Source organism: Brevundimonas sp. Leaf168 (assembly GCF_001423685.1).
Taxonomy (GTDB): domain Bacteria; phylum Pseudomonadota; class Alphaproteobacteria; order Caulobacterales; family Caulobacteraceae; genus Brevundimonas; species Brevundimonas vesicularis_C.
The window spans coordinates 33,611-56,395 of sequence record NZ_LMOY01000014.1 but is presented as its reverse complement, the minus strand read 5'-3'; the positions used below and the strand labels follow the sequence as shown (position 1 = coordinate 56,395).

General features: G+C 64.7%; 19 protein-coding genes. 8 read left to right on the top strand and 11 right to left on the bottom strand.

What is annotated here, in order from left to right:
• Nucleotides 1-7: 7 nt before the first annotated feature.
• Nucleotides 8-226, bottom strand: a complete 219-nt coding sequence (locus tag ASF81_RS14565) for a twin-arginine translocase TatA/TatE family subunit (RefSeq protein WP_055810007.1) — start codon at nt 224-226, stop codon at nt 8-10.
• A gap of 110 nt (nt 227-336) precedes the next feature.
• Here ASF81_RS14565 and rnhA point away from each other — a divergent pair, with 110 nt between their 5' ends.
• On the top strand, nt 337-789 hold the full coding sequence (gene rnhA, locus ASF81_RS14560; protein WP_039247494.1) for a ribonuclease HI: 453 nt from the start codon (nt 337-339) through the stop codon (nt 787-789).
• On the opposite strand, the gene ASF81_RS14555 is transcribed toward rnhA, so the two are convergent.
• From ASF81_RS14555 to kdsA, 7 genes are all read right to left on the bottom strand, one after another.
• Nucleotides 786-2,183, bottom strand: coding sequence for an MFS transporter (locus tag ASF81_RS14555; RefSeq protein WP_055810003.1), 1,398 nt, complete (start codon nt 2,181-2,183; stop codon nt 786-788). The genes rnhA and ASF81_RS14555 overlap by 4 nt on opposite strands.
• Before the next feature lie 30 nt (nt 2,184-2,213).
• Nucleotides 2,214-2,672, bottom strand: a complete 459-nt coding sequence (locus ASF81_RS14550) for an NfeD family protein (protein WP_055809999.1) — start codon at nt 2,670-2,672, stop codon at nt 2,214-2,216.
• 17 nt (nt 2,673-2,689) lie between these two features.
• Nucleotides 2,690-3,679 carry an SPFH domain-containing protein gene (locus tag ASF81_RS14545; protein ID WP_055809997.1) on the bottom strand — a complete coding sequence of 330 codons (990 nt, stop codon included), beginning with the start codon at nt 3,677-3,679 and terminating at the stop codon, nt 2,690-2,692.
• Nucleotides 3,680-3,754: 75 nt separating this feature from the next.
• The gene (locus tag ASF81_RS14540; RefSeq protein WP_055809994.1) at nt 3,755-4,846 is read right to left on the bottom strand and encodes a DUF3089 domain-containing protein; all 1,092 of its coding nucleotides are present in this window, start codon (nt 4,844-4,846) and stop codon (nt 3,755-3,757) included.
• Nucleotides 4,846-5,835 (bottom strand): ADP-glyceromanno-heptose 6-epimerase, encoded by a 990-nt coding sequence (gene rfaD, locus ASF81_RS14535; protein WP_055809991.1) that lies wholly within the window; start codon nt 5,833-5,835, stop codon nt 4,846-4,848. Before rfaD ends, ASF81_RS14540 begins: the two co-directional genes overlap by 1 nt.
• Nucleotides 5,836-5,843: 8 nt before the next feature.
• Nucleotides 5,844-7,298, bottom strand: coding sequence for a D-glycero-beta-D-manno-heptose 1-phosphate adenylyltransferase (gene rfaE2, locus ASF81_RS14530; protein ID WP_055809988.1), 1,455 nt, complete (start codon nt 7,296-7,298; stop codon nt 5,844-5,846).
• An 18-nt stretch (nt 7,299-7,316) separates the two neighbouring features.
• Entirely contained in the window at nt 7,317-8,195 is an 879-nt protein-coding gene (kdsA, locus tag ASF81_RS14525; RefSeq protein WP_200932985.1) for a 3-deoxy-8-phosphooctulonate synthase, read from the bottom strand.
• Nucleotides 8,196-8,306: 111 nt separating this feature from the next.
• Between kdsA and ASF81_RS14520 the strand changes: the two genes are divergently transcribed.
• Genes ASF81_RS14520 through sseA form a run of 3 tightly spaced genes read left to right on the top strand, consistent with a single transcriptional unit; the run spans nt 8,307 to nt 11,838 of the window.
• Nucleotides 8,307-9,764 carry a deoxyribodipyrimidine photo-lyase gene (locus ASF81_RS14520; protein ID WP_082503590.1) on the top strand — a complete coding sequence of 486 codons (1,458 nt, stop codon included), beginning with the start codon at nt 8,307-8,309 and terminating at the stop codon, nt 9,762-9,764.
• A gap of 32 nt (nt 9,765-9,796) precedes the next feature.
• Nucleotides 9,797-11,017: a cyclopropane-fatty-acyl-phospholipid synthase family protein gene (locus tag ASF81_RS14515; protein ID WP_055809978.1), complete on the top strand. Its 1,221-nt coding sequence runs from the start codon at nt 9,797-9,799 to the stop codon at nt 11,015-11,017.
• A complete protein-coding gene (gene sseA / locus ASF81_RS14510) occupies nt 11,014-11,838 on the top strand; it encodes a 3-mercaptopyruvate sulfurtransferase (protein WP_055809975.1) in 825 nt (274 codons plus the stop codon). Before ASF81_RS14515 ends, sseA begins: the two co-directional genes overlap by 4 nt.
• A gap of 2 nt (nt 11,839-11,840) precedes the next feature.
• Here the strand turns inward: sseA and ASF81_RS14505 are convergent, their stop codons facing one another.
• Complete coding sequence (locus tag ASF81_RS14505) at nt 11,841-13,163, bottom strand: dicarboxylate/amino acid:cation symporter (RefSeq protein ID WP_055809972.1); 1,323 nt, start codon at nt 13,161-13,163, stop codon at nt 11,841-11,843.
• 33 nt (nt 13,164-13,196) lie between these two features.
• Nucleotides 13,197-14,264, bottom strand: coding sequence for an amino acid ABC transporter substrate-binding protein (locus ASF81_RS14500; RefSeq protein WP_055809969.1), 1,068 nt, complete (start codon nt 14,262-14,264; stop codon nt 13,197-13,199).
• Nucleotides 14,265-14,368: 104 nt separating this feature from the next.
• Between ASF81_RS14500 and metC the strand changes: the two genes are divergently transcribed.
• From metC to ASF81_RS14480, 4 genes are read left to right on the top strand one after another with little or no spacing between them, the layout of a single operon-like run.
• A complete protein-coding gene (gene metC, locus ASF81_RS14495; protein WP_055809966.1) occupies nt 14,369-15,547 on the top strand; it encodes a cystathionine beta-lyase in 1,179 nt (392 codons plus the stop codon).
• Between the two features lie 23 nt (nt 15,548-15,570).
• On the top strand, nt 15,571-16,917 hold the full coding sequence (locus tag ASF81_RS14490; RefSeq protein WP_055809963.1) for an O-antigen ligase: 1,347 nt from the start codon (nt 15,571-15,573) through the stop codon (nt 16,915-16,917).
• Entirely contained in the window at nt 16,892-18,976 is a 2,085-nt protein-coding gene (locus tag ASF81_RS14485; RefSeq protein ID WP_055809960.1) for a toprim domain-containing protein, read from the top strand. Before ASF81_RS14490 ends, ASF81_RS14485 begins: the two co-directional genes overlap by 26 nt.
• A gap of 48 nt (nt 18,977-19,024) precedes the next feature.
• Nucleotides 19,025-20,437, top strand: coding sequence for an FAD-binding oxidoreductase (locus ASF81_RS14480; protein WP_055809957.1), 1,413 nt, complete (start codon nt 19,025-19,027; stop codon nt 20,435-20,437).
• 18 nt (nt 20,438-20,455) lie between these two features.
• Here the strand turns inward: ASF81_RS14480 and parC are convergent, their stop codons facing one another.
• Nucleotides 20,456-22,657, bottom strand: coding sequence for a DNA topoisomerase IV subunit A (gene parC, locus ASF81_RS14475; RefSeq protein WP_055809955.1), 2,202 nt, complete (start codon nt 22,655-22,657; stop codon nt 20,456-20,458).
• Nucleotides 22,658-22,785 lie beyond the last annotated feature (128 nt).

The window sequence follows — 22,785 nt, the reverse complement described above, 5'->3', positions numbered from 1 at the left end:
ACGACGACTAGCGCTTCAGCTCTTCCTTTTCCGCCTCGGTGCGGGGCAGCGAGCTGACGCCCTCGTGCGGGCCGTCCTTCTTGTCGTCGTCCTTCAGGCCGTCCTTGAAGGCGCGGATGCCCTTGGCGGCGTCGCCCATGATGCCCGACAGCTTGCCCCGGCCGCCGAACAGCAGCGCGATGACGACGATGACGATGGCCCAATGCCAGATGCTCATGGAGCCCATGGCTAATCTCCTCGCGGGGATCGGTCATCCGATCCCATCCACTCTTATTCGACCCGCATATAGGCGCAGTGATGGCCCCGCGCCAAGGGAGGCTGTAGGTCTGCGCGACCATGAGTCCCTCCGATCACGTCATCATCCACACCGACGGCGCCTGCAAGGGCAATCCGGGCCCCGGAGGCTGGGGCGCCGTGCTTCAGGCCGGTGGTGGCCACGAGAAGGAACTGTGGGGCGGCGAGGCAAACACGACCAACAACCGCATGGAGCTGATGGCCGCCATCATGGCGCTGGAAGCCCTGAAACGGCCCTGCAAGGTCGAACTGCATACAGACAGCAAATACGTCATGCAGGGGATTACCGAATGGATGCGCGGCTGGAAGGCGCGCGGTTGGCTGACGGCCGACAAGAAGCCTGTGAAAAACGCAGAGCTGTGGCAGCGGCTGGACGCCGCGCGCCTGCGTCACGACGTAAAATGGCGGTGGGTGAAGGGCCATGCCGGCCACGAACTGAACGAACGCGCCGACCAACTGGCGAATCGCGGTGTCGCGGAACTGCCCCGGCGCTAGACCGCCTCGACCTCCTTGTCCGGCTCGGCTGGACGTCGGCGGACCCGCGATCCGCTCATCACCGCGCCAAACAGGGCCGTGACGGCCGCGATCTGGAACCCGTGACCGACGCCGTTGATCGGCGCGGCCGACAGCAGGAAAGCCACCACCACGGCGCCCAGGGATTGCCCGACGACCCGCGCCATGCCCAGGGTGCCGCCCGCTGCGCCGGCACGATTTTTCGGGGCCTCCGACAACATGGCGCGATTGTTGGGCGACTGGAAAAATCCGAAGCCCGCGCCGCAAAGGGCCATGCGCCAGATGATGTCGAAATGGCTCGAATTGGCATTGAGAAAACTGAGCGCCATCAGGCCGCAAGCAAACAGGCTAAGGCCGATGGCGCCCAGCACGCCCGCCGAATAGCGATCAGACAGATGGCCGGCCAGCGGCGCTGCGATCATGGTCGCCAGTGGCCAAGGCGTCATAAGCAAGCCGGTCTGGACCGCCGTAAGCCCCAACGCTCCCTGGAGAAAGAAGGGCAAGGCCACGAACGCCATCATCTGAGCGGTGAAGGATATGACCGATGTTGCGACCGACAGGCTGAACATTGGTCTCGCCAGCAGGTCGAGGGGGATCAGCGGCGACGTCCGTGAGCGCTCGTGGCGAATCAGCAAGATCCCGGCTGCCAGCCCTGCCCCTGTCAGACCGAAACCCAAAACGGCCGCTTCGCCATGCGCCAGCGATTGAAGGCCGGTGATCAGCAGGCCAAACGCGGCGGCGTTCAGCGCAGCCCCGACCCAATTCAGCTTTCGCGGCTGAAGTCGGTTGTGCGGCAGGGTGAAATCCGCCAGCGACACCGCTATCAGGCCCATCGGCACATTCAGCGCAAACAGCCAGCGCCAGTGTCCGACAGCCAAGATAGCGCTGGCGATGGTCGGCCCCGCCGCCGCCGCCAGCGAAACGATCACCGCGTTGATTCCGACTGCGCGACCCAGCAGTCGCTGCGGATAGGTGTAACGGACCAAGGCTCCGTTGACGCTCATGATGCCCGCTGCACCGAACCCCTGAACAACGCGGGCGAGGCTGAGCGTCTCGATGGAGTTGGCGAACACACACGCGCTGGAGGCCAGGGTGAACACGGCCAGCCCCGCCTGCGACACACGCCGATAGCCAACGATCTCGCCCAGCGACGCCAGTGGCAAAAGAGCGACCACGATGGCGATCTGATAAGCGTTGACAATCCAGATCGAGGCGGCCGATGACGCCTGTAAATCCTGCGCGATCGACGGCAGAGCGACATTAGCGATCGCGCCATCCAGAACGGCAAGCGTGATGCCCAAGCCGATGGACACAATGGCCCAATAGCGCCTAGGTGTCGGCAAGCCGTCAGTGACGGCGTTCTGGGGTTCTGTCATGCCTGACGAACGCCGATGCGACCGTTGCGTTCAGACGGGTGATTGCACCGTCAGCAAAGAGCCGTTCACGCGCATCACGACGACATCCTGTCCTTCGACCGGCGCCTCGCCCACGATCTCCGCCGGCCATTCGGCGCCGGAGATAAAGACGCGACCGCGGCCCGAAACGAACGTTTCGACCACCCGCGCCCGTTGGCCGACCAGACGGCTGTCGCGATCATTGATGTCGGGACCGTTGGGATTGGCTTTGGAGATCAGACGGCGGGACAGCAATGTGGCGATGACGGTCAGAACCGCGAAGACGGCCACCTCGCCCGGCAGCCCCAACCGCACGCCCGCCGCCGTCATGACCGCGACAACGCCGGCCGACACAGCGGGCCAAAGCAGCCATTCGGTCGAGAACATCGCCTCGACCGCCAGCAGCAGAACCCCGATCGCCAACCAAATCCAGAACGGCTGGGCGACATAGAGATCAGCAAGCGACATCATCGGTCAGCCTCCTTCGATCAGGCCGAGGGTGAAACGGAGCCCCCGGCGGGGCGGCGGGGCGGCGCAGGCCGCACGGGCGGCGTCGCGCCCGAGTTCTGGTCCTTGGCCAGGCTGACCATCTCGCCGATGCCGGCGATCGTGCCGACCAGGGCGCCCATTTCGGCGGGCACGATGACGGTGCGTTGCTGCGGGCTGCGGGCCAGTTCCGCGAAGGCCTCGACGTACTTCTGAGCCACGAAATAGTTGATGGCGTTGACGTCCCCGCGGGCGATGGCTTCCGACACCATGGCCGTGGCGCGGGCCTCGGCTTCGGCCTCGCGCTCGCGCGCCTCGGCGTCGCGGAAGGCGGCCTCCTTGCGACCCTCGGCCTGAAGGATGGCGGCCTGTTTGGCGCCCTCGGCGCGGGCGATGGCGGCGGATTTCTCACCGTCGGCCTCGGTGATGACGGCGCGACGTTCACGCTCGGCCTTCATCTGGCGAGCCATGGCATTGGTGATGTCGGTCGGCGGGGTCAGGTCCTTGATCTCGATCCGATTGACCTTGACGCCCCACGGCTCGGTTGCGGCATCGATGACGTGCAGCAGGCGCGTGTTGATGCTGTCACGCTGGCTCAACACCTCGTCCAGTTCCATCGAACCAACCACGGTCCGCAGATTGGTCATGCACAGCTGCGAAATCGCATAGGGCAGATCGTCGACGCGATAGGCGGCGCGGGCGGAATCCATCACCTGGATGAAGACGATGCCGTCGACCTTCACCATAGCGTTATCCTTGGTGATGACCTCTTGGGTCGGCACGTCCAGCACCTGTTCCATCATGTTCATGCGGCGGCCTACCCTTTCCACGAACGGGGTCAGGAAGCCGATGCCCGGGCTCAGCGTCTTCGTGTACTTTCCGAAGCGTTCGACTGTGAATTCACGGCCTTGCGGCACGATCTTGATCACGCTGATCAACAGCACGATGGCCAGCAGCAGCACGACGCCGGCGAAGATGGTGGTCACGTCCATTCAGATCCCTCCCTGACGCGGCAAGCCTACCCGCTGCGCGCGAGCGACGCCAGACAAACCGGGAGGACAGCCGCCTTAAAGGCCGCGCTTGGCCCGCCAAGCCGCCAAACGCACGCTGACGTCACGTTCGATGTCGCCATAGAACAGGTTGTAGGGCACGATCTTGCGTCGGTCCGCCCAACTGCCGCCTGCCGTCAAAAAATCGGCGTCTGGCGCGCTATGCCACAACAGGCCGCCACGACATTCCGTGGAGATCAGCCGACCAGTGAGAGCCGGTCGGGCGCCCCATTCCAGGCCGGTCGCATTGGTCGCGCCGCTGTGCTGACGCGCCGCGGCACGCGGCTGGCTCGCAGCACCCGTGACCGGATTTACGCAGACGGGGTCAGTAGACAGGCTTACCAGATCGCCGCGATCGTCCCATTCCAGAGCGCGTCTCAGCTTGCGCCGTGCGCCTGGTTCGTCGCCGTCCTGCACCGACGCCCAGGCCACGATACATCCCGTTTGGTCGGCCGTGTCGCAGGGAGAGATCGCCTGCCGGAACATCTCGCGCCCGACCAGGGTCTCGATCAGATAGGCGGCGACAAGCCTGTCCTTCAGCGCCGGACTGGCGCGGAGCCGGTCGCGAACGAGACGCGCCGTCAGTTCCCCGCCCTGTTCGACGCCGGCGATCACGATCGGGCCGGCAGGATGCTGTCGCAGCCACAAGTCGAAGGCGGCCTTCACATCCTCATAGGCGAAGGCGCGCGCTTCACGGGCGTCGTCTCGCAAGGTCAGGCGCGTGTAAAGGCTGGCTTGGCGATACAGCGGCGCGCTTACCCTTCCTTCCCGAGCGAAGGGCGACGCATAGTTGGGCAGCACGACGCGTCGCATATAGGCGTTGGCCCGCGCATCGTCGATCGGCCCATTCCACTCGGCGCCACCATCGAAGGTGGTCGGCATGACGAAGAAGACCGCCGCCTGGTTGGGCGCGCCCTGGTCGATCAGCGCCCAGGCGGATGTCTTTCTATAGTCGGGTGCAGGCGGCGGCTTGTAGGTCTGGAACGGCACCTGCGGGTCCAGCCCGGCCCTCAGAATGTCGCCGCTCCACACCGCAACGGCGGCCGTCAGCACGAAGACGGCGGCGAAGCCTGCATATCCGACCCATTGCCTGAAGGTCAGCCGACGCATCAGCGGTACGGATCAGCCGTGGCGAGGAAGTCCTGCACATAGCGCCGCACGCCCTCTTCCAACGGCGTGGATTGACCCTCGAAGCCTGCGGCGCGGATGCGATCCATTCGGGCTTCGGTGAAATACTGGTAGCGGTCGCGGATCGACAGGGGCGTATCGACATAGTCGATGGAAGGCGTCTTGCCGGCGGCCTCGAAGGTGGCGCGGGCAAGATCGGCGAACGACCGCGCCTGGCCCGAGCCGGCGTTGAATATGCCAGAGACCTGCGGCGACTGGAGCAAAAACTCGATGATATCGACCACATCGTCGACGTAGACGAAGTCTCGCATCTGGCCGCCATCCGCATAGTTCGGATTGTGCGACCGAAACAGGGTCACGGTCTCGCCTGCCGCGACCTTGGGCCAGATTTGAGCCACGACCGACTTCATTCCGCCTTTGTGACCTTCGTTCGGGCCATAGACATTGAAGAACTTCAGCCCCGCCCACTGGGGCGGCGCCTGACCCCGATCCGCCTGCCGAACAGCATACTGGTCAAACAGCATTTTCGAATAGCCATACGCATTTAGCGGGCGAAGCTGCGACAATGAGTCTGCATCGTCATCGTCGTTGAAGCCCGTCTCGCCGTCGCCATAAGTGGCAGCGGAAGACGCGTAGATCATCCGCGAGCCTCGAATTGCGCACCAGTCCCATAGGTCGCGCGACAGGGTGAAGTTTGTCCGCAGGATGAGGTCAGCGTCCGGCTCGGTCGTCGAAGAAATCGCGCCCATGTGCACTACTGCCTCAATCCGCTCGGCGTGGCGCTCCATCTGTTCGAACAATTCTTCGGGCGACCAGAAGTCAGCGATCGCGTGTTTGGCCAGGTTCTTCCACTTGGCCAGGTTGGCCGTCTCCAACCGATCGCAGACGACGACATCATAGGCGGTCTCGGCTGTCAGCCGCGCAACGATGTTTGAACCAATGAAACCGGCGCCGCCGGTCACGACGATCATTCTCGGCGTCACTGAGCGCTCCCTGTCATCTTCTCGATCGTTCGCGTGGTCGAATAGCCATCCTTGAAATCCGCCAGCTTGACCTCGCCGCCCCAGCTTTCGACCAGATCGCCGCCCACGACGCCCTCTCGCGTATAGTCCGAGCCCTTGATCAGAATATCAGGACGCAGCCGTTCGATCAGGGCGATGGGCGTCGGGTCGTCGAAACTGGTGACGCGATCGACGCTGGCCAGCCCGCCGATGACGACGGCGCGACTGTCCAGATCATTCACCGGTCGCCCTTCGCCCTTCAGTCGTTTGACCGAGGCATCGGTGTTCAGCGCCACGACCAGGCGATCGCACCAGCTGCGCGCCTGCGCCAGATAGGCCACATGGCCGCGGTGCAGGATGTCGAAACATCCATTGGTGAAACCGACCTTCAGGCCCTGACGTCGCCAGCCCTCGACCTCGACCGCCAGTTCGTCGATCGGCGTCACCTTGGATACCGCAGCGGTGGCGTGCTGGCTCAGCTCGGCTTCGATCAGCTCGGCGGGTGTGATAACCGCCGTCCCGGCCTTCCCGACAACCACGCCAGAGGCCAGGATGGCGAACTCGACCGCCATCTCCAGCGACGCACCCGCGCCCAGCGCCAACCCAATGGCGGCCAGGCCTGTATCGCCGGCGCCAGACACGTCGAAGACCTCGCGCGCCCGGCCCGGGAAGTGCTTCACGGGTTCACCGCGCCGCGCCAGGCTCATCCCCTTGCCCGCACGGGTGACGATGATCGCCTTGGCGGTCGTGGCGGCCAGCAAGGCGGCCAGCGCCGTCTCGACCTCGGGGTCCGTACCGACCGGCAGGCCGGTGGCGCCGGCCAGTTCCGACGCATTGGGCTTGATGACATCGACGGCGCCGTAGCGGTCGAAATCCCTTCCCTTTGGATCGACGACGACCGGCGCACCAGATTTCTTCGCCGCGTTCAGCGCCGAAGCCAGGAGCGCATCGCTGACGACACCCTTGGCGTAGTCTGAGAGCAAGTAGACCGAGGCATCAGTAAACGCGTCCGAATCGTGGATCGCGGTCGGCGCAGCCTCGTCATCCAAACGCAAGAGCTGTTGGCCGCCCGAAACGAAGCGTGTCTTTACGATTGTGGACGCGCCTGCCGGCCTCGCCACGACGTCCTCGATGTGCGGTTCGGCGGCGATAAGAGCGGTCAATTCCGCGCCAGCCACGTCGTCGCCGATCACGGCGCCCAGCCGCGCCACCCCACCCAGAGCCGCAATATTGCGCGCGACGTTGCCGACGCCGCCCGGCATGGCGACGGTTCGGCTGGTGCGGAGCACAGGGATCGGCGCCTCGGGCGAGATGCGGCTGACCTCGCCGTAGACGTAGCGATCCAGCATCAAGTCGCCGACGCAGGCGATCTTCAAGCCGCGCACGCGCTCCAGCAGGCTTTGCAGGGCACCTAGGTCCAGGGTGTCAGACATGGGTCCGACCTAGAGGATTCAGGCGGCGTGCGCCACCGGCGCCTTGGCCCCGATCTTGATGGCCAGGTCGTCGAAGGCGATCAGTTCGGCGGCCAGGGCCTCGAATTGGCTCAGCGGCACCATGTTTGGGCCATCCGACGGCGCATTATCCGGGTCCTGGTGCGTTTCCATGAAGACTGCATCAACACCGACGGCCACCGCCGCGCGCCCTAGCACCGGCACGAACTCGCGCTGACCGCCCGACGACGCGCCCTGCCCGCCCGGCTGCTGAACGCTGTGGGTCGCATCGAACACGACGGGGCAGCCGATCTCGCGCAGCACCGGAAGCGCCCGCATATCGCTCACGAGAGTATTGTAGCCAAAGCTGGCGCCGCGTTCACAGGCCATGACGTTGGGATTGCCGGCGCCGACCACCTTGGCGATGACGTTCTTCATGTCCCAGGGAGCCAGGAACTGACCCTTTTTGATGTTGATCGCCTTGCCGGTGGCGGCGGCGGCCAGCAGCAGGTCGGTCTGGCGGCTGAGGAAGGCCGGGATTTGCAACACATCGACGACCTCGCCGACCGGACCACACTGAACCTCGGAGTGGACGTCCGTCAGGGTTGGCAGGCCGGTCACCTCGCGAATCTCGGCGAAGATCGGCATGGCGTCTTTCAGACCGATGCCCCGCGCGGCGCTGGCGCTGGTCCGGTTCGCCTTGTCGAAACTGGTCTTGTAGATGATGCCGACGTTCAACCGCTCGCCGATTTCCTTCAGGGCATGGGCCGTCTCCAGCGCGTGCTGGCGGCTCTCCATCTGGCAAGGACCGGCGATGAAAGCGATTCTTGCGCCGCCACCGATGACGACAGGCGTCCGAAGACCTTCGGACAACGTAATGACAGCGTTGGGTCGGCTCACGAGGCGGCTCTTTCGACGTTCGGTGTTGTGGAGGCGGCTTTTGCCGCAGCTATTGGGCCATCAGGTGGCGCTCTGAAGGGATGAGCGCAAGTTATCACGGAGTTCGCCCGCGTGGCCACCAAACCTGTCATCCTGTGGTTTCGCCGCGATCTGCGACTGCATGACAATCCCGCCCTGAACCACGCGGCGGAGACGGGGCGACCAATCCTGCCCGTCTACATTCTAGACGAGCATTTCGAGCGGCCGATGGGCGCCGCGTCGCGCTGGTGGCTCGACAAGTCGTTGAGGGCGCTGGATGCCGCGCTTCAATATCGCGGTTCGCGCCTGATTCTGCGCAAGGGCAATGCGCTGAGCCAGCTTCAGGCGCTGATCGCCGAAACCGGCGCCAACGTTGTTTTTATGAACCGCCTGTTCGAACCAGAGGCGTTTGAGCATGACGCCGAAATCGCCCATACGCTCAAGGCGGACGGCGTCGAATGCCGTGGCTTCAATGGCGCCCTGCTCTGCCGCCCGGGCGAGGTGCTGAACGGTTCGGGCCAGCCGTACAAAGTCTTCACGCCGTTCTTGAGAGCTCTGCTGGCCACGGCCGAGGCGCCGGCTCACACAACGGGACCTCGCCAGATACAGACGCCCGAAACGGTTCAATCCGACGACCTCGACGGCTGGAAGCTGCATCCCCACCGTCCGGATTGGTCCAAGGGCTTCGACTGGACGCCGGGGGAGGATGGGGCCTCGCAGGCCTTATCCAGGTTCATACCATCCGGCCTGAAGACCTATGCGAAGGATCGCGACTTTCCCGACCGGCAAGGCGCCAACAGCCGCCTGTCGCCGCATCTTCACTGGGGCGAGATCAGCCCTTGGCGGGCGATAGACCGCGCCCGACAGGAAGCCAAAGACGGCAAGGTGTCATCATCGGAGGCCGACAAATTCATTGCTGAGATCGGCTGGCGCGAGTTCTCGGCGCACCTGCTGCACCATTTTCCCTACATCACCGAGCGCGCGTTCCGTCCCGAATATGACGCCATGCCCTGGCGTAAGGACGACGCGAGCCTCAGGGCGTGGCGACAGGGGCGGACCGGATACCCGTTGGTGGACGCCGGGATGCGTCAGCTCTGGACGACGGGGTGGATGCACAATCGGGTGCGAATGGTCGTCGCCTCCTTCCTGATCAAACATCTGCTGGTCGACTGGCGCGAAGGCGAAGCCTGGTTCTGGGACACGCTGGTGGACGCCGACCGGGCCAGCAATGTGCAGAACTGGCAGTGGGTCGCAGGGTCGGGCGCAGACGCCTCCCCCTTCTTCCGCATTTTCAATCCCATCACGCAGGCCGAAAAGTTCGATCCCGACGGCGGCTATGTCCGTCGGTGGGTGCCGGAACTTCGCCGCCTGCCCGACCCCTGGCTACAGTCGCCCTGGACCGCACCCGCTGAAGTGCTGCGTGACGCCGAAATCGTTCTAGGGCGCGATTACCCCAAGCCGATCGTCGAACATGAGAAGGGCCGCGCCCGGGCGCTTGCTGCCCTGAAGACCGTTTCCGGTCGCGGCGACGACCACAGCGACCGTGATTGACCCCCTTTGTATTCCGCGTTGAAAGTCAAAAAATGAGCGTCGCACACGCCGATATCGAAGCCGTCGCCAGCCGAACACCGCGCGTGTTCGCTATGATGCTGCGGCTTCTGGCCACCAACTGGACCTTCGGCCGCTTGACGGTGCAACTGCCCAATGGTGAGACCCATGTGCTTCAAGGCAAGCAGCCGGGCCCCAGCGGCATAATGACGGTGCGCGACTATCGGTTCGCACGCCGCGTACTCGCGGCCGGCGATATCGGCTTCGCCGAAGGCTATATCGCGGGCGAGTGGGACAGTCCGCACTTGGCCGGTCTGCTCGAAACCCTGGTGGACAACTACGATCACATCCGGCGCCTGTTCGACGGCAACCTGATCATGTGGGTGGTCAACTGGCTGAGCCACCGCACCAATCGTAACAGCAAGACCGGGTCGAAGAAAAACATCCATGCCCACTACGATCTGGGCAACGCCTTCTATTCCCAGTGGCTGGACGGCACGATGACCTATTCATCGGCCCGCTTCAGCCGCGATGGTGAGGCACTGGAGGCGGCGCAGCGCGAGAAATACGCCGCCTTGGCCCGAATGATGGATCTTCGGCCGGGCATGTCGGTGCTCGAAATCGGCTGCGGCTGGGGCGGCTTCGCCGAGTTTGCGGCGCGCGAGATCGGCGCCAACGTCACTGGGATTACGATCTCCAAAGAGCAGCACGATTTTGCTCGCCAGCGCATGTTCAACGCGGGTCTTAGCGACCGCGCCGATATTCAACTGATCGACTACCGCGATGTGCAGGGTCGATTTGATCGGGTGGCGTCCATCGAGATGTTCGAGGCTGTGGGCATGGAGTACTGGCCCGCTTACTTCGGCAAGGTGCACGACGTCCTTCAACCTGGCGGCAGGGCCGGGTTGCAGATCATCACGATCCAGGACGACCTGTTCGACGAATACAATGCCCGGACGGATTTCATCCAGAAGTACGTCTTCCCCGGCGGCATGCTGCCCTCCGAAGACCGGCTGGCGCCAGTCGTCTCGAAAGCCGGACTGTCATGGCAGTCGGTGGAACGGTTCGGCCTCGACTACGCTGCGACGCTCAAGCTTTGGGATGAGCGTTTCCAGGCGTCCTGGGGCGAAATCAGCAAGCTTTCCGGCTTTGACGAAAGATTCCGCCGGCTCTGGCACTTTTATCTGGCCTATTGCGAGGCCGGATTCCGCTCTCGCCGCACCGACGTCATCCAACTGAGCCTGTCTCGCCCATGAGCCCGCTGATTTCGACGACGGACCTCGCCGCGAGATTGGCCGCGCCGGACTTGCGGATCGTCGATGGCAGCTGGCACCTGGACGGCCGCGACGCGCGCGCCGATTTTGAACAGACCCATATCCCTGGCGCCGTCTTTTTCGATCTGGACGCCATATCGGATCGAGGTAGCCCCCTGCCCCATATGATGCCCACGCCAGAGGCCTTTGGCGCTACCGTTGGGGCGCTGGGCCTCTCCGTCGACGACCAGATCGTCGTCTATGACACGGCCGGATTGTTCTCGGCGGCGCGCGTCTGGTGGATGCTGAAGACGATGGGCGCGACGAGGGTTCAGGTGCTCGACGGCGGCCTGCCGCGCTGGCGTGACGACGGCCTGCCAACCGTCTCCGGGCCTTCAGTCGCAGATGCAAAAGACTTCCATGCCAAGATCACGCTCGATGCTGTCGCCTCGTTGGATGACGTGCGCGCGGCCTTGGCCCAGGACGCCCAGGTCGTGGATGCGCGCGCCGCACCGCGTTTCAAAGGTGCGGCGCCCGAACCTCGCGCCGGTGTTCGCATCGGCCATATGCCCGGCGCGCGCAATCTCCCCTATGGTCGCTTGCTAAACGACAATGGCACTATGAAGCGTGGCGCGGCCTTGGCGCAGGCCATTGCGGACGCTGGCGTGGATATCAGCCTACCCGTGATCACGACCTGCGGATCCGGAGTGACCGCCGCAATACTGACGCTGGGCATGGCCGAACTCGGTCGTTCGTCGCGGCTTTATGACGGTTCCTGGGCTGAATGGGGCGCCCGAACGGACACCCCCGTCGAAACCGGCTGAGATCAGCCCGGCGGCGCCACGGGGACGACATCGTCGGCGTCGATCGGCTCGTCTTCCTCGCCGCGCGAAACGACAGTCGCCAGAACCAGGTCGCCCGTGACATTCAGCGTCGTGCGGCACATGTCCAGGAAGCGATCCACGCCCAGGATCAGGCCGATGCCCTCCGGCGGTACCTTCACCATCACCAGGATCATCGCCACGACCGGTAGCGAACCGGCCGGCACGCCCGCCGTACCGATACCGCCAAGGATGCAGACCAGCATGACGATGATCTGCTGCGTGATCGTCAGGTCGATGCCGAAAAACTGAGCCAGAAACAGCACCGTCACGCCTTCAAACAGGGCCGTGCCGTTCTGATTGGCAGTGGCGCCGACCGTCAGGACGAAGCGGGCGATCTTACGCGGCAGCTTCAGCTCCTGCTCCGCCGCCTTCAGCGACACCGGCAGAGACGCGTTGGATGAAGCGGTCGAGAAGGCCACCACCATCGGCTCGCGCACGCCCTTGAAGAATGCGATCGGCGACCGGCCGCCAAGGATCCAGATCACCAGCGGATAGACGACGAACATGTGGATCGCCATCGCGCCCACCGCGACGCCGACATAGGCCGCGAGGCGCACCAAAAGGTCCCAGCCGAACAGGGCCGCCAGGTTGAACATCAAGCAGGCGATGGCGATGGGGGCCAGTTTGATGAAGAGGTTGATCAGCTTCATCGTGACTTCGAACATGCCCTCGATGACCTGCTGCAAGCGGTCGGTCGCAGGCGACTTGGCCATCACCAGGCCGATGCCGAAGAACAGAGCAAACACCATCACCGGCAGGATCTGGTTCTCGGAGGCCGCGGTGAAGACGTTCGACGGGATCAGATCCAAGAAGAAATCACCCAACTGGATGGTTTCGGGCGCGCCGCTGACGATGCCGGCCGCGCCGTCACGTCCCTGGTCCAGCAGTTGCTGCGCGAGGACCGGGTCCACGCCCCTTCCGGGCTGGAACACATTGACCATCACCAGGCCGATAACCACCGCGATGGTGGACACCAGAATGGTCAACAACAGGGTCTTGATTCCCGCCCGTCCAAGCGAGCTCAGATCGCCCATCTCGGCCACGCCGACCACCAGGGCCGAAAACAGCAGCGGGATCACCATCATGAACAGCAGGCGAAGGAAGATCTGGCTCAGCGGTCCGGTGACGTTGTCCGTCAGCCAGACCACCCAGGCCGTATCCGCTCCCAGCGTCAGATTGACCAGCAATCCCCCGATCAGACCGACCGCGAAACCGATCAACATCAGCCAGTGCAGCGCAAGGCCGCCGCGTTTCGTCTCGGTCATCTGTCCCCCAGGAAGCGATGCAAGCATCGGCGCTTATCGGATCGGCAGGCCATAGATCAAGCCGGCCGGGCGCGCGTTCCATTGTGCGTTCAAACCGCGCGCCAGGTCGAGCGCCGATTGCGACCCCAGATTCCGCTCGAAGATTTCGCCATAGTTTCCGACCGCACCCACGGCGTCCTTGGCCCAGGCGTTCGACAGCCCCAGCATGGGTCCGAACTCGCCCTCGGCACCCAAAAGACGTCGCACGCGTGGGTCCGTCGTCGTCTTGAACTGATCTTCGGCATTGGCCTTGGTGACGCCGAGTTCCTCGGCCAGCATCAGGGCGTTCAGAGTCCAGCGGACGGTCGAGGCCCAGCGTTCGTCGCCCGCCTTGACCACCGGCCCCAGCGGCTCCTTGGACGCCACGTCGGACAGGATCACATGTTCGTTGGGATTGGTCAGCACGGTCCGCGCGGCGGCTAGCGCAGAGATGTCGGCGCTGAAGGCGTCGCAATCTTCACGGCCATAAGCGTCACGCGCCGCCTCTTCCGTCTCGAACACGACGGGCCGATATTCGATGCCGCGAGACCGGAAGTAGTCAGCGGCGTTGGCCTGGGATGTCGAACCCGACTGAACGCAGACCCGCGCGCCCGTCAGTTCTGTCGCACTGTTCAGGTTCAGCGAACGCCGGACCAGGAAGCCCTGGCCGTCGTAATAGTTGACGCCGGCGAAGACGAACCCTTCGCCCGCGTCGCGGCTCATCGTCCAGGACGAGTTGCGCCAAAGCACATCGATGCGGCCGTCGTTCAGCGCCGTGAAACGATCCGACGCCGACAGAGGCACGAACCGCACCGCATCGGCATCGCCCAGCACCGCCGCCGCCGTCGCGCGACAGAAGTCCACGTCGAAGCCGCGCCACTGGCCGCGATTGTCGGTGTAGGCAAAGCCGACCAACCCCTGATGCACGCCGCAATTCAGGCGACCGCGGCGCTTGATGGCGGCCAGCGTCGGGCTTTTTGCGACCGCAGTCGAAGACGCTTGCGCGGGCGTGGCGGGGCTGGTTTCCGGTGCAGGGCTGGCGTCCTTGCGCCCGCAAGCCGTCGTCATCAGCACAACGGTCATCGCTCCGATCGTCCAGCACCGCATCGCGTTCCTATCCCTCGCCGCTTGCGCCCCGGTGGCTTTAGAGGCCTTTAGGGACCGATCCGCAACCCATCGGAGGGGCCATGTCGCTGCTTTCGGACCGCACCCGCCTGATCGCCGCCGCCACTCGACGCGGCCAGGGCCGCCGCGGCGTCAATCCGCCGATCGAACGCGCCTCGACAATGTTGAGCGATAGCGCGGCCGTCATGCGCGACGAGACCGACGGGCCGACCTATGGCCTCAGCGGCGGCAGCGCCGCCCGCGATCTTCGCCGCGCCCTGGCCGATCTGGAGGGGGCAAAGGACGCCTTTCTCGTTCCGTCGGGTCTTGCGGCCGTCACGGTTCCGCTACTGGCGCTTTTGAGACCAGGCGACGAGGTGATCACAACGGACGCCGTCTATGGTCCGACGCGCCGGTTCCTGAGTCGGTATCAATCGGCCCGCGGCGTCACGACCCGCTTTTTGCCCGCAGACGCAGACGCGCAGACTGTTCTGGCCGCCATCGGCGAACGCACCCGGTTGGTGCTGATGGAGTCGCCAGCCTCCCTCACATTCGAAATTGTCGATGTCACCGCCGTGGCCCAGGCCTGCCGCGCGCGAGGCGTCCTGACGGTGGTCGATAATACCTGGGCCGCCGGCCTGGCCTATCGTCCGCTGGCCCATTGCGTGGATGTCAGCGTTCAGGCCGTCACCAAATATGTCGGCGGTCATTCGGACGTGCTGATGGGCAGTATCGCTTCAAACGACCCCGCCTGCCTGCGCGCCATCGGCGACGCCATCGAAGACCTCGGCTGGCATGTGTCGCCCGACGACGCCTGGCTGGCGCTGCGCGGCCTGCGGACTTTGCCGCTGCGGTATGCCGAACAGGCGCGGTCAGGCTTGATCGTGGCGGAATGGCTGCAAGCCCGGCCCGAGGTTTCCCGCGTCCTCTACCCGCCCCTGCCCGGCTCGATCGGCCATGACCTGTGGCGGCGAGATTTCACCGGCGCCGCGTCCCTGATGGGCGTGGTCACGAAGGGCGGCGACAGGGCGGCGGGCGAGGCGTTGCTGAACGCCCTGACCCTGTTCGGCCTGGGCTATTCCTGGGGCGGGTTTGAGAGCCTGATCACTCACGAAACCCATCAGATGGCCTACCGCAACCAGCCGCCCGGGCTTGAGGGCGAACTCATCCGACTGCATGTCGGTTTGGAAGACCCCTCAGAACTGATCGCCGATCTGGAACGAGGTCTCGCCGCCTTCACCGCCGCGCTCACGGTTCCTTAAGCGACGCAAAGGACTGTGCGCCCGTGCGTGAACCGCCCGTTCATATCCCGGATGATTCTCCGCCGCTGTGGGAACAGTGGGCGGCCGGCTTCGTCGTCTTCATGCTGACCGGCGCCCTGATCGCACCCGTCATCGCTCCGACCCAGGTCGAGACGCCGATCCTGCGGTTCATCTGGTTGCCGGTCTATGCCGTCATCGCCGGCCTGATCGTCTTTCGCTTCGACAAGGTCATCCGCGCCTGGCCGGCATGGCTGATGATGTTCGCCCTGGTCGCGCTGTGTTTCGTCTCAAAATACTGGTCCATCGACCCCGAGGTCACTGAACGCCGCGTCATCGCCATGGCGATCAACAGCGCCTTCGCCATCTATCTGGGCGCCCGGTTCCGAGACGACGCCCTGCCGCGCGTCCTGATGTACACCTGTCTGGTGATGGCGGTCGGCAGCCTGATCATGGTGTTCGGCTATCCGAAGGTCGGGGTGCACCAGTTCGACAACGCCGGCCTGTGGCGCGGTCTCTGGTACGAGAAGAACCAGATGGGGCTGGTCATGGTGGTAGGCGCCGTCTCCGCCGCAGCGACCCTGGCCGCCGATCATATCGCGGGACGCAGCCATCGGTTCTGGATCTGCCTGCTGACATTGGGCCTCACCACGCTCTTGGTGCTTGCCACCCAGTCCAAGACGTCGCTTCTGTGCTGGGGCTTGGGCCTGGGCATGATCGGCGGATGGTGGGCGTTGAAACAGGGCGGCGCCGTCATCACCGTCATCGGCATCTGGCTTGCCGTCATCGTTGCGGCGGGCGCAACCTGGCTGTGGAACTCCGACTCCGCCGCAATCCTCGAGGCGCTGGGCAAGGACCCGTCGCTGACAGGCCGCACCCTGATCTGGGAAGCCCTTATGCGGAAGGTCGCCGAGCGCCCCTGGACCGGATATGGCTTCAGCGCCTTCTGGGGCGTGGACTCGATCCCTGCGCGCGAAATCCGCATCGAGACCCAATGGCCCGTCCCCTCCGCCCACAACGGCTGGATCGATCTGCTCGTGCAACTGGGCTGGCCCGGTGCGGTGGCGGTAGGGGCCATCATGGCACTCTCTGCGATCTTCGTCATCGCGCGCACGAACGGGCTCGGTGCGCGCGAAGGCTATTGGAGCATCGCCTATCTATCCGCCTTCACCGCTTTGAGCCTGTCAGAGAGCGTCCTGCTGACCCACGCTAACCTGCCGTGGATCCTGATGTTGGCGATTATGGCCCGCTCCGTGACCTTCGATCCGGCCCCGGTTCGTGCGCCGCTTGCTCGACCGGCCTCACGGGCCTACCAGACCCGGTCCCGAATCGCCTCAGACTATGTGAATGGCCGCCGACCTCTTCGCTTTTGACGACGAACCCGAAGCTCGCAAACCCGAGCCGCCCAAGCCTGTTGCGGTGACCCCGCCTGCGGCTGCGTCCGTTATCGCCCCAACCCCCGCGCCGCCACCTGTTCAGGCCACAGCTACGACGGCGGCCGCCACCGGCTATTCCGCCTCATCCATCGAGGTGCTGGAAGGGCTTGAACCCGTTCGCAAACGCCCCGGCATGTATATCGGCGGCACCGACGAGCGCGCCCTGCACCACCTGTTCGCCGAAGTCCTGGATAACGCCATGGACGAGGCGGTGGCCAAACACGCCAAGCTGATCACCGTCGATCTGGACGCCGACGGCTATCTGTCGGTGCGCGACGACGGACGCGGCATCCCGGTCGATCCGCATCCGAAACATCCCGGCAAGTCGGCGCTGGAAGTCGTCATGACCGTCCTCCACTCCGGCGGCAAGTTTTCCGGCAAAGCCTATGAAACCTCAGGTGGTTTGCACGGCGTCGGCGTCTCGGTCGTCAACGCCCTGAGCGAAAGCGTCGAGGTCACGGTCTGGCGCGACGGTTTCGAATGGAAACAGGCCTTCAGCCGCGGCCACGTCCTGGCCCCGATCCAGCAAATTGGCCCGTCCAAGAAGCGTGGCACCTTGATCCGCTTCAAGCCCGACGACGAAATCTTCGGTATGGGCGCGGCCTTCAAGCCCGCTCGTCTATTCCGCATGGCGCGGTCAAAGGCCTATCTGTTCCGGGGCGTCGAAATCCGCTGGACCTGCGCTCCGGAGCGGATCACCGACGCCACACCGGCGCAGGCCAGTCTGCACTTCCCCGGCGGCCTCGCCGACGCCTTGATCGACCGCATCGGTCAGATGGAGACAGTCACCCCGACCTTCGCCGGCCGCGCCGAGCGCCAAGGCGAAACGGGCGCCTTCGAATGGGCCGTCACCTGGTCGCCGATCGGCTTTGGTGAATCGGACGGCTTCATCCAGTCCTACTGCAACACCGTCTCCACGCCCGATGGCGGCACGCACGAGGCCGGCTTCCGCGCCGCCTTGGTCAAGGGTCTGAAATCCTACGGCGAACTGACCAATGAGAAGCGCGCCGCGATCATCACGGCCGAGGACGTCATCGCCAACGCCGGGGCCCTTATCAGCGTCTTCATCCGCAATCCCGAATTCCAGGGCCAGACCAAGGACCGTCTGTCCTCGCCCGAGGGGGCGCGCATCGTGGAGCAGCTGCTGCGCGACCCGCTGGACCACTGGCTGACCGAGAGCCCCAAACAGGCCAACGCCCTGCTCGGCTTCGTTGTAGATCGCGCGGAGGATCGGCTACGTCGCCGTAAAGACAAGGAGGTTCAGCGCGCCGCCGCCACCCGCAAGCTGCGCCTGCCCGGCAAGCTGTCGGACTGCAGCCGCCAGTCGGCCCAAGGCACCGAACTCTTCATCGTCGAAGGCGATTCGGCGGGCGGCTCGGCCAAACAGGCGCGCGACCGCACCACCCAGGCGATACTGCCCCTGCGCGGCAAAATCCTCAACGTCGCTTCCGCCACCGCCGACAAGCTGCGCGCCAATGTCGAACTGTCCGACCTAGCCCTGGCCTTGGGCGTCCAGCCCGGCAACCGGTTCAATATCGACGACCTGCGCTATGAGCGGATCGTCATCATGACCGACGCCGACGTGGACGGCGCCCACATCGCGGCCCTGCTGATCACATTCTTCTATCGCGTCATGCCCGAGACAATTCGCCAGGGCCGGGTCTTCATGGCCTTACCGCCCCTCTATCGAATTTCGGCCGGTCCCTTGAGCGAATACGCCCGCGACGACGCCCACCGCGACGAACTGCTGGCGACCGTGTTCAAAGGCAAGAAAACCGAGATCGGCCGGTTCAAGGGCCTGGGCGAAATGATGGCCTCCCAGCTGAAGGAGACCACCATGGATCCGAAGAAGCGCACCCTGGCCCGCATTACGGTGCCCGACGCCGAGGCCAGCATCGAGGACCTAGTCGAACGCCTGATGGGCAAGCGCGCCGACGCGCGCTTCCAGTTCATTCAGGAAAACGCTCAGTTCGTGAAAGAAGAACTCGACGTCTAGGGGCCTCGCCGCCCTTCCAACGCAAGGCGACCCCTGACAAAAGGGGGCATGCAGACGCCCGCCCCCTCCGCCACCGTGCTTGACGAACTGAAGGCCGCGCTCGGTCCGGGCGGCTGGACCCAGGATCCTGATGTCATCGCGCCGCATCTGACCGAATGGCGCAATCGCTGGACGGGCAATACGGCGATCCTGTTGACCCCGCGTTCGACGGAAGAGGTTGCGCGCGCTGTGACGATCTGCGCTCGAGAGGGCGTCGCCATCACGCCCCAAGGCGGCGGCACCGGCTTGGTCGGCGGACAGATCCCCTTCGGCGAGGTCCTGCTGTCGACCCGCAAGATGCGCGCCGTCCGCGATGTGACTCCGCTTGACGACGCCATGACGGTCGAAGCCGGCCTGACCCTGCTGGAGGCGCAGCAGGCGGCGACAGCGGCCGGCCGCTATTTCCCGCTCAGTCTTGCAGCCGAGGGCTCAGCCACCATTGGCGGCGTCATCTCCACCAATGCCGGGGGCACCCAGGTTCTTCGCTACGGCATGATGCGCGACCTGGTCTTGGGTCTTGAGGCGGTCATGCCCAACGGCGAAATCTTCCGGGGCCTGAAGCGGCTGCGTAAGGACAACACCGGCTACGACTTGAAACAGCTGCTGATCGGCGCCGAGGGCACATTGGGCGTCGTGACCGCCGCCACGCTGAAACTCTTCCCCATCATGCGCTCGCGCGCCGTAGCGGTGGTCGGGCTGGAAACAGCCGCCGCCTCGGTCGAACTGCTCGCCCGCGCCAAGGCCGAGACGGGCGGCGGGGTGGAGGCCTTCGAACTGATGAAGCGCCTCGGCATGGAACTGGTGCTGAAGAACATTCCCGACACCCGCGAGCCGCTGGACTCGGCGCCCGATTGGTACGTTCTGATCGAGATCGCTTCGGGCACGCCCGGCGGCGCCGAGGCCCAGATGGAGGCGCTGCTCGAGGTTGCCTTCGAGGAAGGCCTGATCACCGACGCCGCCATCGCCCAGAACGACGCACAGCGCGCCGCCTTCTGGCGTCTGCGTGAAGAACATTCGGCGGCCCTCAAGCCCGAGGGCGGCGGCTGGAAACACGACGTCTCCGTCCCCATTAGCCGCATCGCCGATTTCATCGACGAAGCCTCGGCCGCCGTCGAACGCTTCCACCCCGGCGCCCGCATCTCGGTCTTCGGCCATGTCGGCGACGGCAATCTGCACTACGACATTCTGCCGGGCGTCGGTCAGGACATTCCCGCCTTCATCGGCCGCTGGAAGGAAGGCTCGCAAGTGGTTCACGATGTTGTCGGAGCCTACGACGGCTCGATTTCGGCCGAACACGGTCTGGGTCGGCTGAAGACCGAAGAGGTCAAGCGCTACAAGTCCCCGCTCGAGATCGGAACCATGGCCGCCATCCGCCGCGCCATCGATCCCAAGCGCATCATGAACCCGTCAGTTCTGTTCTAGAACTGACGGGCGGGTCGCCTATCTGAACTTCCGCAGGCCTCTTGGGCCTTGACGACCGGTGCCGGCGCGTTTGCCCAGCCAGTCTTTCCAGTCGGGCCAGTTGCGACGACGTCCGCCGCCGTCGGCCCATTCCGGTCCCGTCTCTGCGTTGAAGACGGTGATGTCGGCGAGGCCGCCCTGTTTGAAGCTTTGCAGCTTTACACCCTTGCCACGTCCCATTTCGGGCAATTCAGCGAGAGGGAAGATCAGCGTCTTGATGTTCTCGCCGATGGTCGCAACGTGATCTCCGGTCACCCGCAGCACCGCCAGCATTTCGCCGTTAAGCACCTGCTTGCCGCCGCGCTTCTGGGCCAGGGTATCGTCTTCCGGCGCAATGAAGCCGTATCCGGCCTTCGATGCGATCAGCAATTTGCCGCCCGGCTGATGCGCCAGCACGTTGATGATTTCGGCCTTCTCGTCCAGATCGATCATCAGGCGCAGCGGCTCGCCATGCCCGCGTCCGGACGCCAGCTTGTCCGCGCCTATGGTGAAGATGCGCCCGTCCGACGCCGCCACCAGCAGCTTGTCGGTCGTATAGGCCGGGACGAGGTAGGCGAGTTGGTCGCCTTCCTTGAACTTCAGCTCCGACGGATCCTCGACCTTGCCCTTGGCGGCGCGGATCCAGCCACGTTCCGACAAGATGACGGTGATCGCCTCGCGCGGGATGAAGGCCTCGGGCGCGACGAAGGCGGACGTGTCCACCGCCTCGGCGATCGTCGTTCGGCGCGGAGAGATCAGCGCCTTGCGCACGGCCTCAAGTTCCTTGGAGATCGCCTTCCACTGTTTGCCTTCAGACGACGTCAGCGCTTTCAGGTTGGCAAGTTCTTCGGACAGGGCATTGAATTCCTTTTCGATCGTCATCTCTTCCAGACGCGCCAACTGACGCAGTCGGGTGTCCAGGATGAAGTCGGCCTGAACCTCCGTCAGGCCGAACCGTGCGATCAGGACGGCCTTGGGCTGCTCTTCCTCACGAACGATGCGGATCACTTCGTCCAGGTTTAGGAAGACGATACGCAGGCCTTCCAGCAAGTGCAGGCGCTTCTCGACCCGCTCGATCCGCCATTGCGAACGACGGTTCAGCACCTCGCGCCTGTGATCCAGGAAGGCGCGCAGGCAATCCTTCAGACCCATGACGCGCGGCGTGCCGCTGGCGTCCAGCACGTTCATGTTGATCGGGAAGCGGACTTCCAGATCGGAAAGCTTGAACAGGCTTTCCATCAGCATTTCAGGCTCGATGGTGCGGTTCTTGGGCTCCAGGATGAGGCGGATATCCTCGGCCGACTCGTCGCGCACATCGCCCAGCAGCGGCGCCTTCTTGTGCTCGATCAGGTCCGCCAGCGCCTCGATCAGTCGCGACTTCTGCACCTGATAGGGCATTTCGGTGACGATGATCCGCCACACGCCGCGCCCCAGGTCCTCGGTTTCCCAGCGCGCGCGCAGGCGTACCCCGCCCCTGCCCGTCTCATAGGCGTCCAGGATCGAGGCATGACCCTCAACCGCAACGCCGCCGGTCGGGAAGTCGGGGCCCGGTACATGCTGCACTAGGTCTTCGGTCGTCGCGTCCGGCCGCTCCAGCAACAGTTGGCAGGCGTCGATCAGTTCGCCGAGATTGTGCGGCGGGATCGAGGTGGCCATGCCGACCGCGATGCCGGACGAGCCATTGGCCAGAAGGTTTGGGAAGCCCGCGGGAAGGACGATCGGCTCCTCGTCCTGGTCGTCGTATGTAGGCCGGAAGTCGACGGCGTCCTGATCGATGCCGTCCAGCAGCAGGACGGCGGCGGGCGTCAGCTTGCACTCGGTGTAGCGCATGGCCGCCGCGCTATCGCCGTCGATATTGCCGAAGTTCCCCTGACCGTCGACCAGCGGATAACGCTGGGCGAAATCCTGGGCCAGGCGCACCAGGGCCTCGTAGATCGAGGCGTCGCCGTGCGGGTGGTATCCGCCCATCACCTCGCCGACGACCTTGGCGCATTTGCGCGCCGCCGCCTGCGGGTTCAGCCGCATCTGATGCATGGCGTAGAGGATGCGCCGGTGCACGGGTTTGAACCCGTCACGCACGTCCGGCAGGGCGCGATTGGTGATGGTCGACAGGGCGTAGGCCAGATAGCGGCGGCTGAGCGCCGTCTCCATCGGCTCGTCGATGATGCGGCCGCCTTCCGGCGGCGGGGCGTGGATCGTCATGGCTCTGCGAATCGGGGATCGGAAGCGGGAAGTCTAGCCCGTAAGGCGCCAGATTGGGGGATAAGCGCGCTGGGGAGTCACCAAACTGCTCCGCCGTGCGTATGTGAGAGACACACCCTCATCAGGCC

Bases quoted from the DNA above. Each gene is read 5' to 3' on its own strand.
- rfaE2 (WP_055809988.1), bottom strand. From the start codon at position 7,298: ATGTCTGACACCCTGGACCTAGGTGCCCTGCAAAGCCTGCTGGAGCGC.
- ASF81_RS14485 (WP_055809960.1), top strand. From the start codon at position 16,892: ATGGCCGCCGACCTCTTCGCTTTTGACGACGAACCCGAAGCTCGCAAA.
- ASF81_RS14545 (WP_055809997.1), bottom strand. From the start codon at position 3,679: ATGGACGTGACCACCATCTTCGCCGGCGTCGTGCTGCTGCTGGCCATC.
- sseA (WP_055809975.1), top strand. From the start codon at position 11,014: ATGAGCCCGCTGATTTCGACGACGGACCTCGCCGCGAGATTGGCCGCG.
- ASF81_RS14480 (WP_055809957.1), top strand. From the start codon at position 19,025: ATGCAGACGCCCGCCCCCTCCGCCACCGTGCTTGACGAACTGAAGGCC.
- ASF81_RS14500 (WP_055809969.1), bottom strand. From the start codon at position 14,264: ATGACCGTTGTGCTGATGACGACGGCTTGCGGGCGCAAGGACGCCAGC.
- rfaD (WP_055809991.1), bottom strand. From the start codon at position 5,835: ATGATCGTCGTGACCGGCGGCGCCGGTTTCATTGGTTCAAACATCGTT.
- ASF81_RS14555 (WP_055810003.1), bottom strand. From the start codon at position 2,183: ATGACAGAACCCCAGAACGCCGTCACTGACGGCTTGCCGACACCTAGG.
- ASF81_RS14550 (WP_055809999.1), bottom strand. From the start codon at position 2,672: ATGATGTCGCTTGCTGATCTCTATGTCGCCCAGCCGTTCTGGATTTGG.
- rnhA (WP_039247494.1), top strand. From the start codon at position 337: ATGAGTCCCTCCGATCACGTCATCATCCACACCGACGGCGCCTGCAAG.
- parC (WP_055809955.1), bottom strand. From the start codon at position 22,657: ATGACGATCCACGCCCCGCCGCCGGAAGGCGGCCGCATCATCGACGAG.
- metC (WP_055809966.1), top strand. From the start codon at position 14,369: ATGTCGCTGCTTTCGGACCGCACCCGCCTGATCGCCGCCGCCACTCGA.
- ASF81_RS14505 (WP_055809972.1), bottom strand. From the start codon at position 13,163: ATGACCGAGACGAAACGCGGCGGCCTTGCGCTGCACTGGCTGATGTTG.
- ASF81_RS14515 (WP_055809978.1), top strand. From the start codon at position 9,797: ATGAGCGTCGCACACGCCGATATCGAAGCCGTCGCCAGCCGAACACCG.
- ASF81_RS14540 (WP_055809994.1), bottom strand. From the start codon at position 4,846: ATGCGTCGGCTGACCTTCAGGCAATGGGTCGGATATGCAGGCTTCGCC.
- ASF81_RS14565 (WP_055810007.1), bottom strand. From the start codon at position 226: ATGGGCTCCATGAGCATCTGGCATTGGGCCATCGTCATCGTCGTCATC.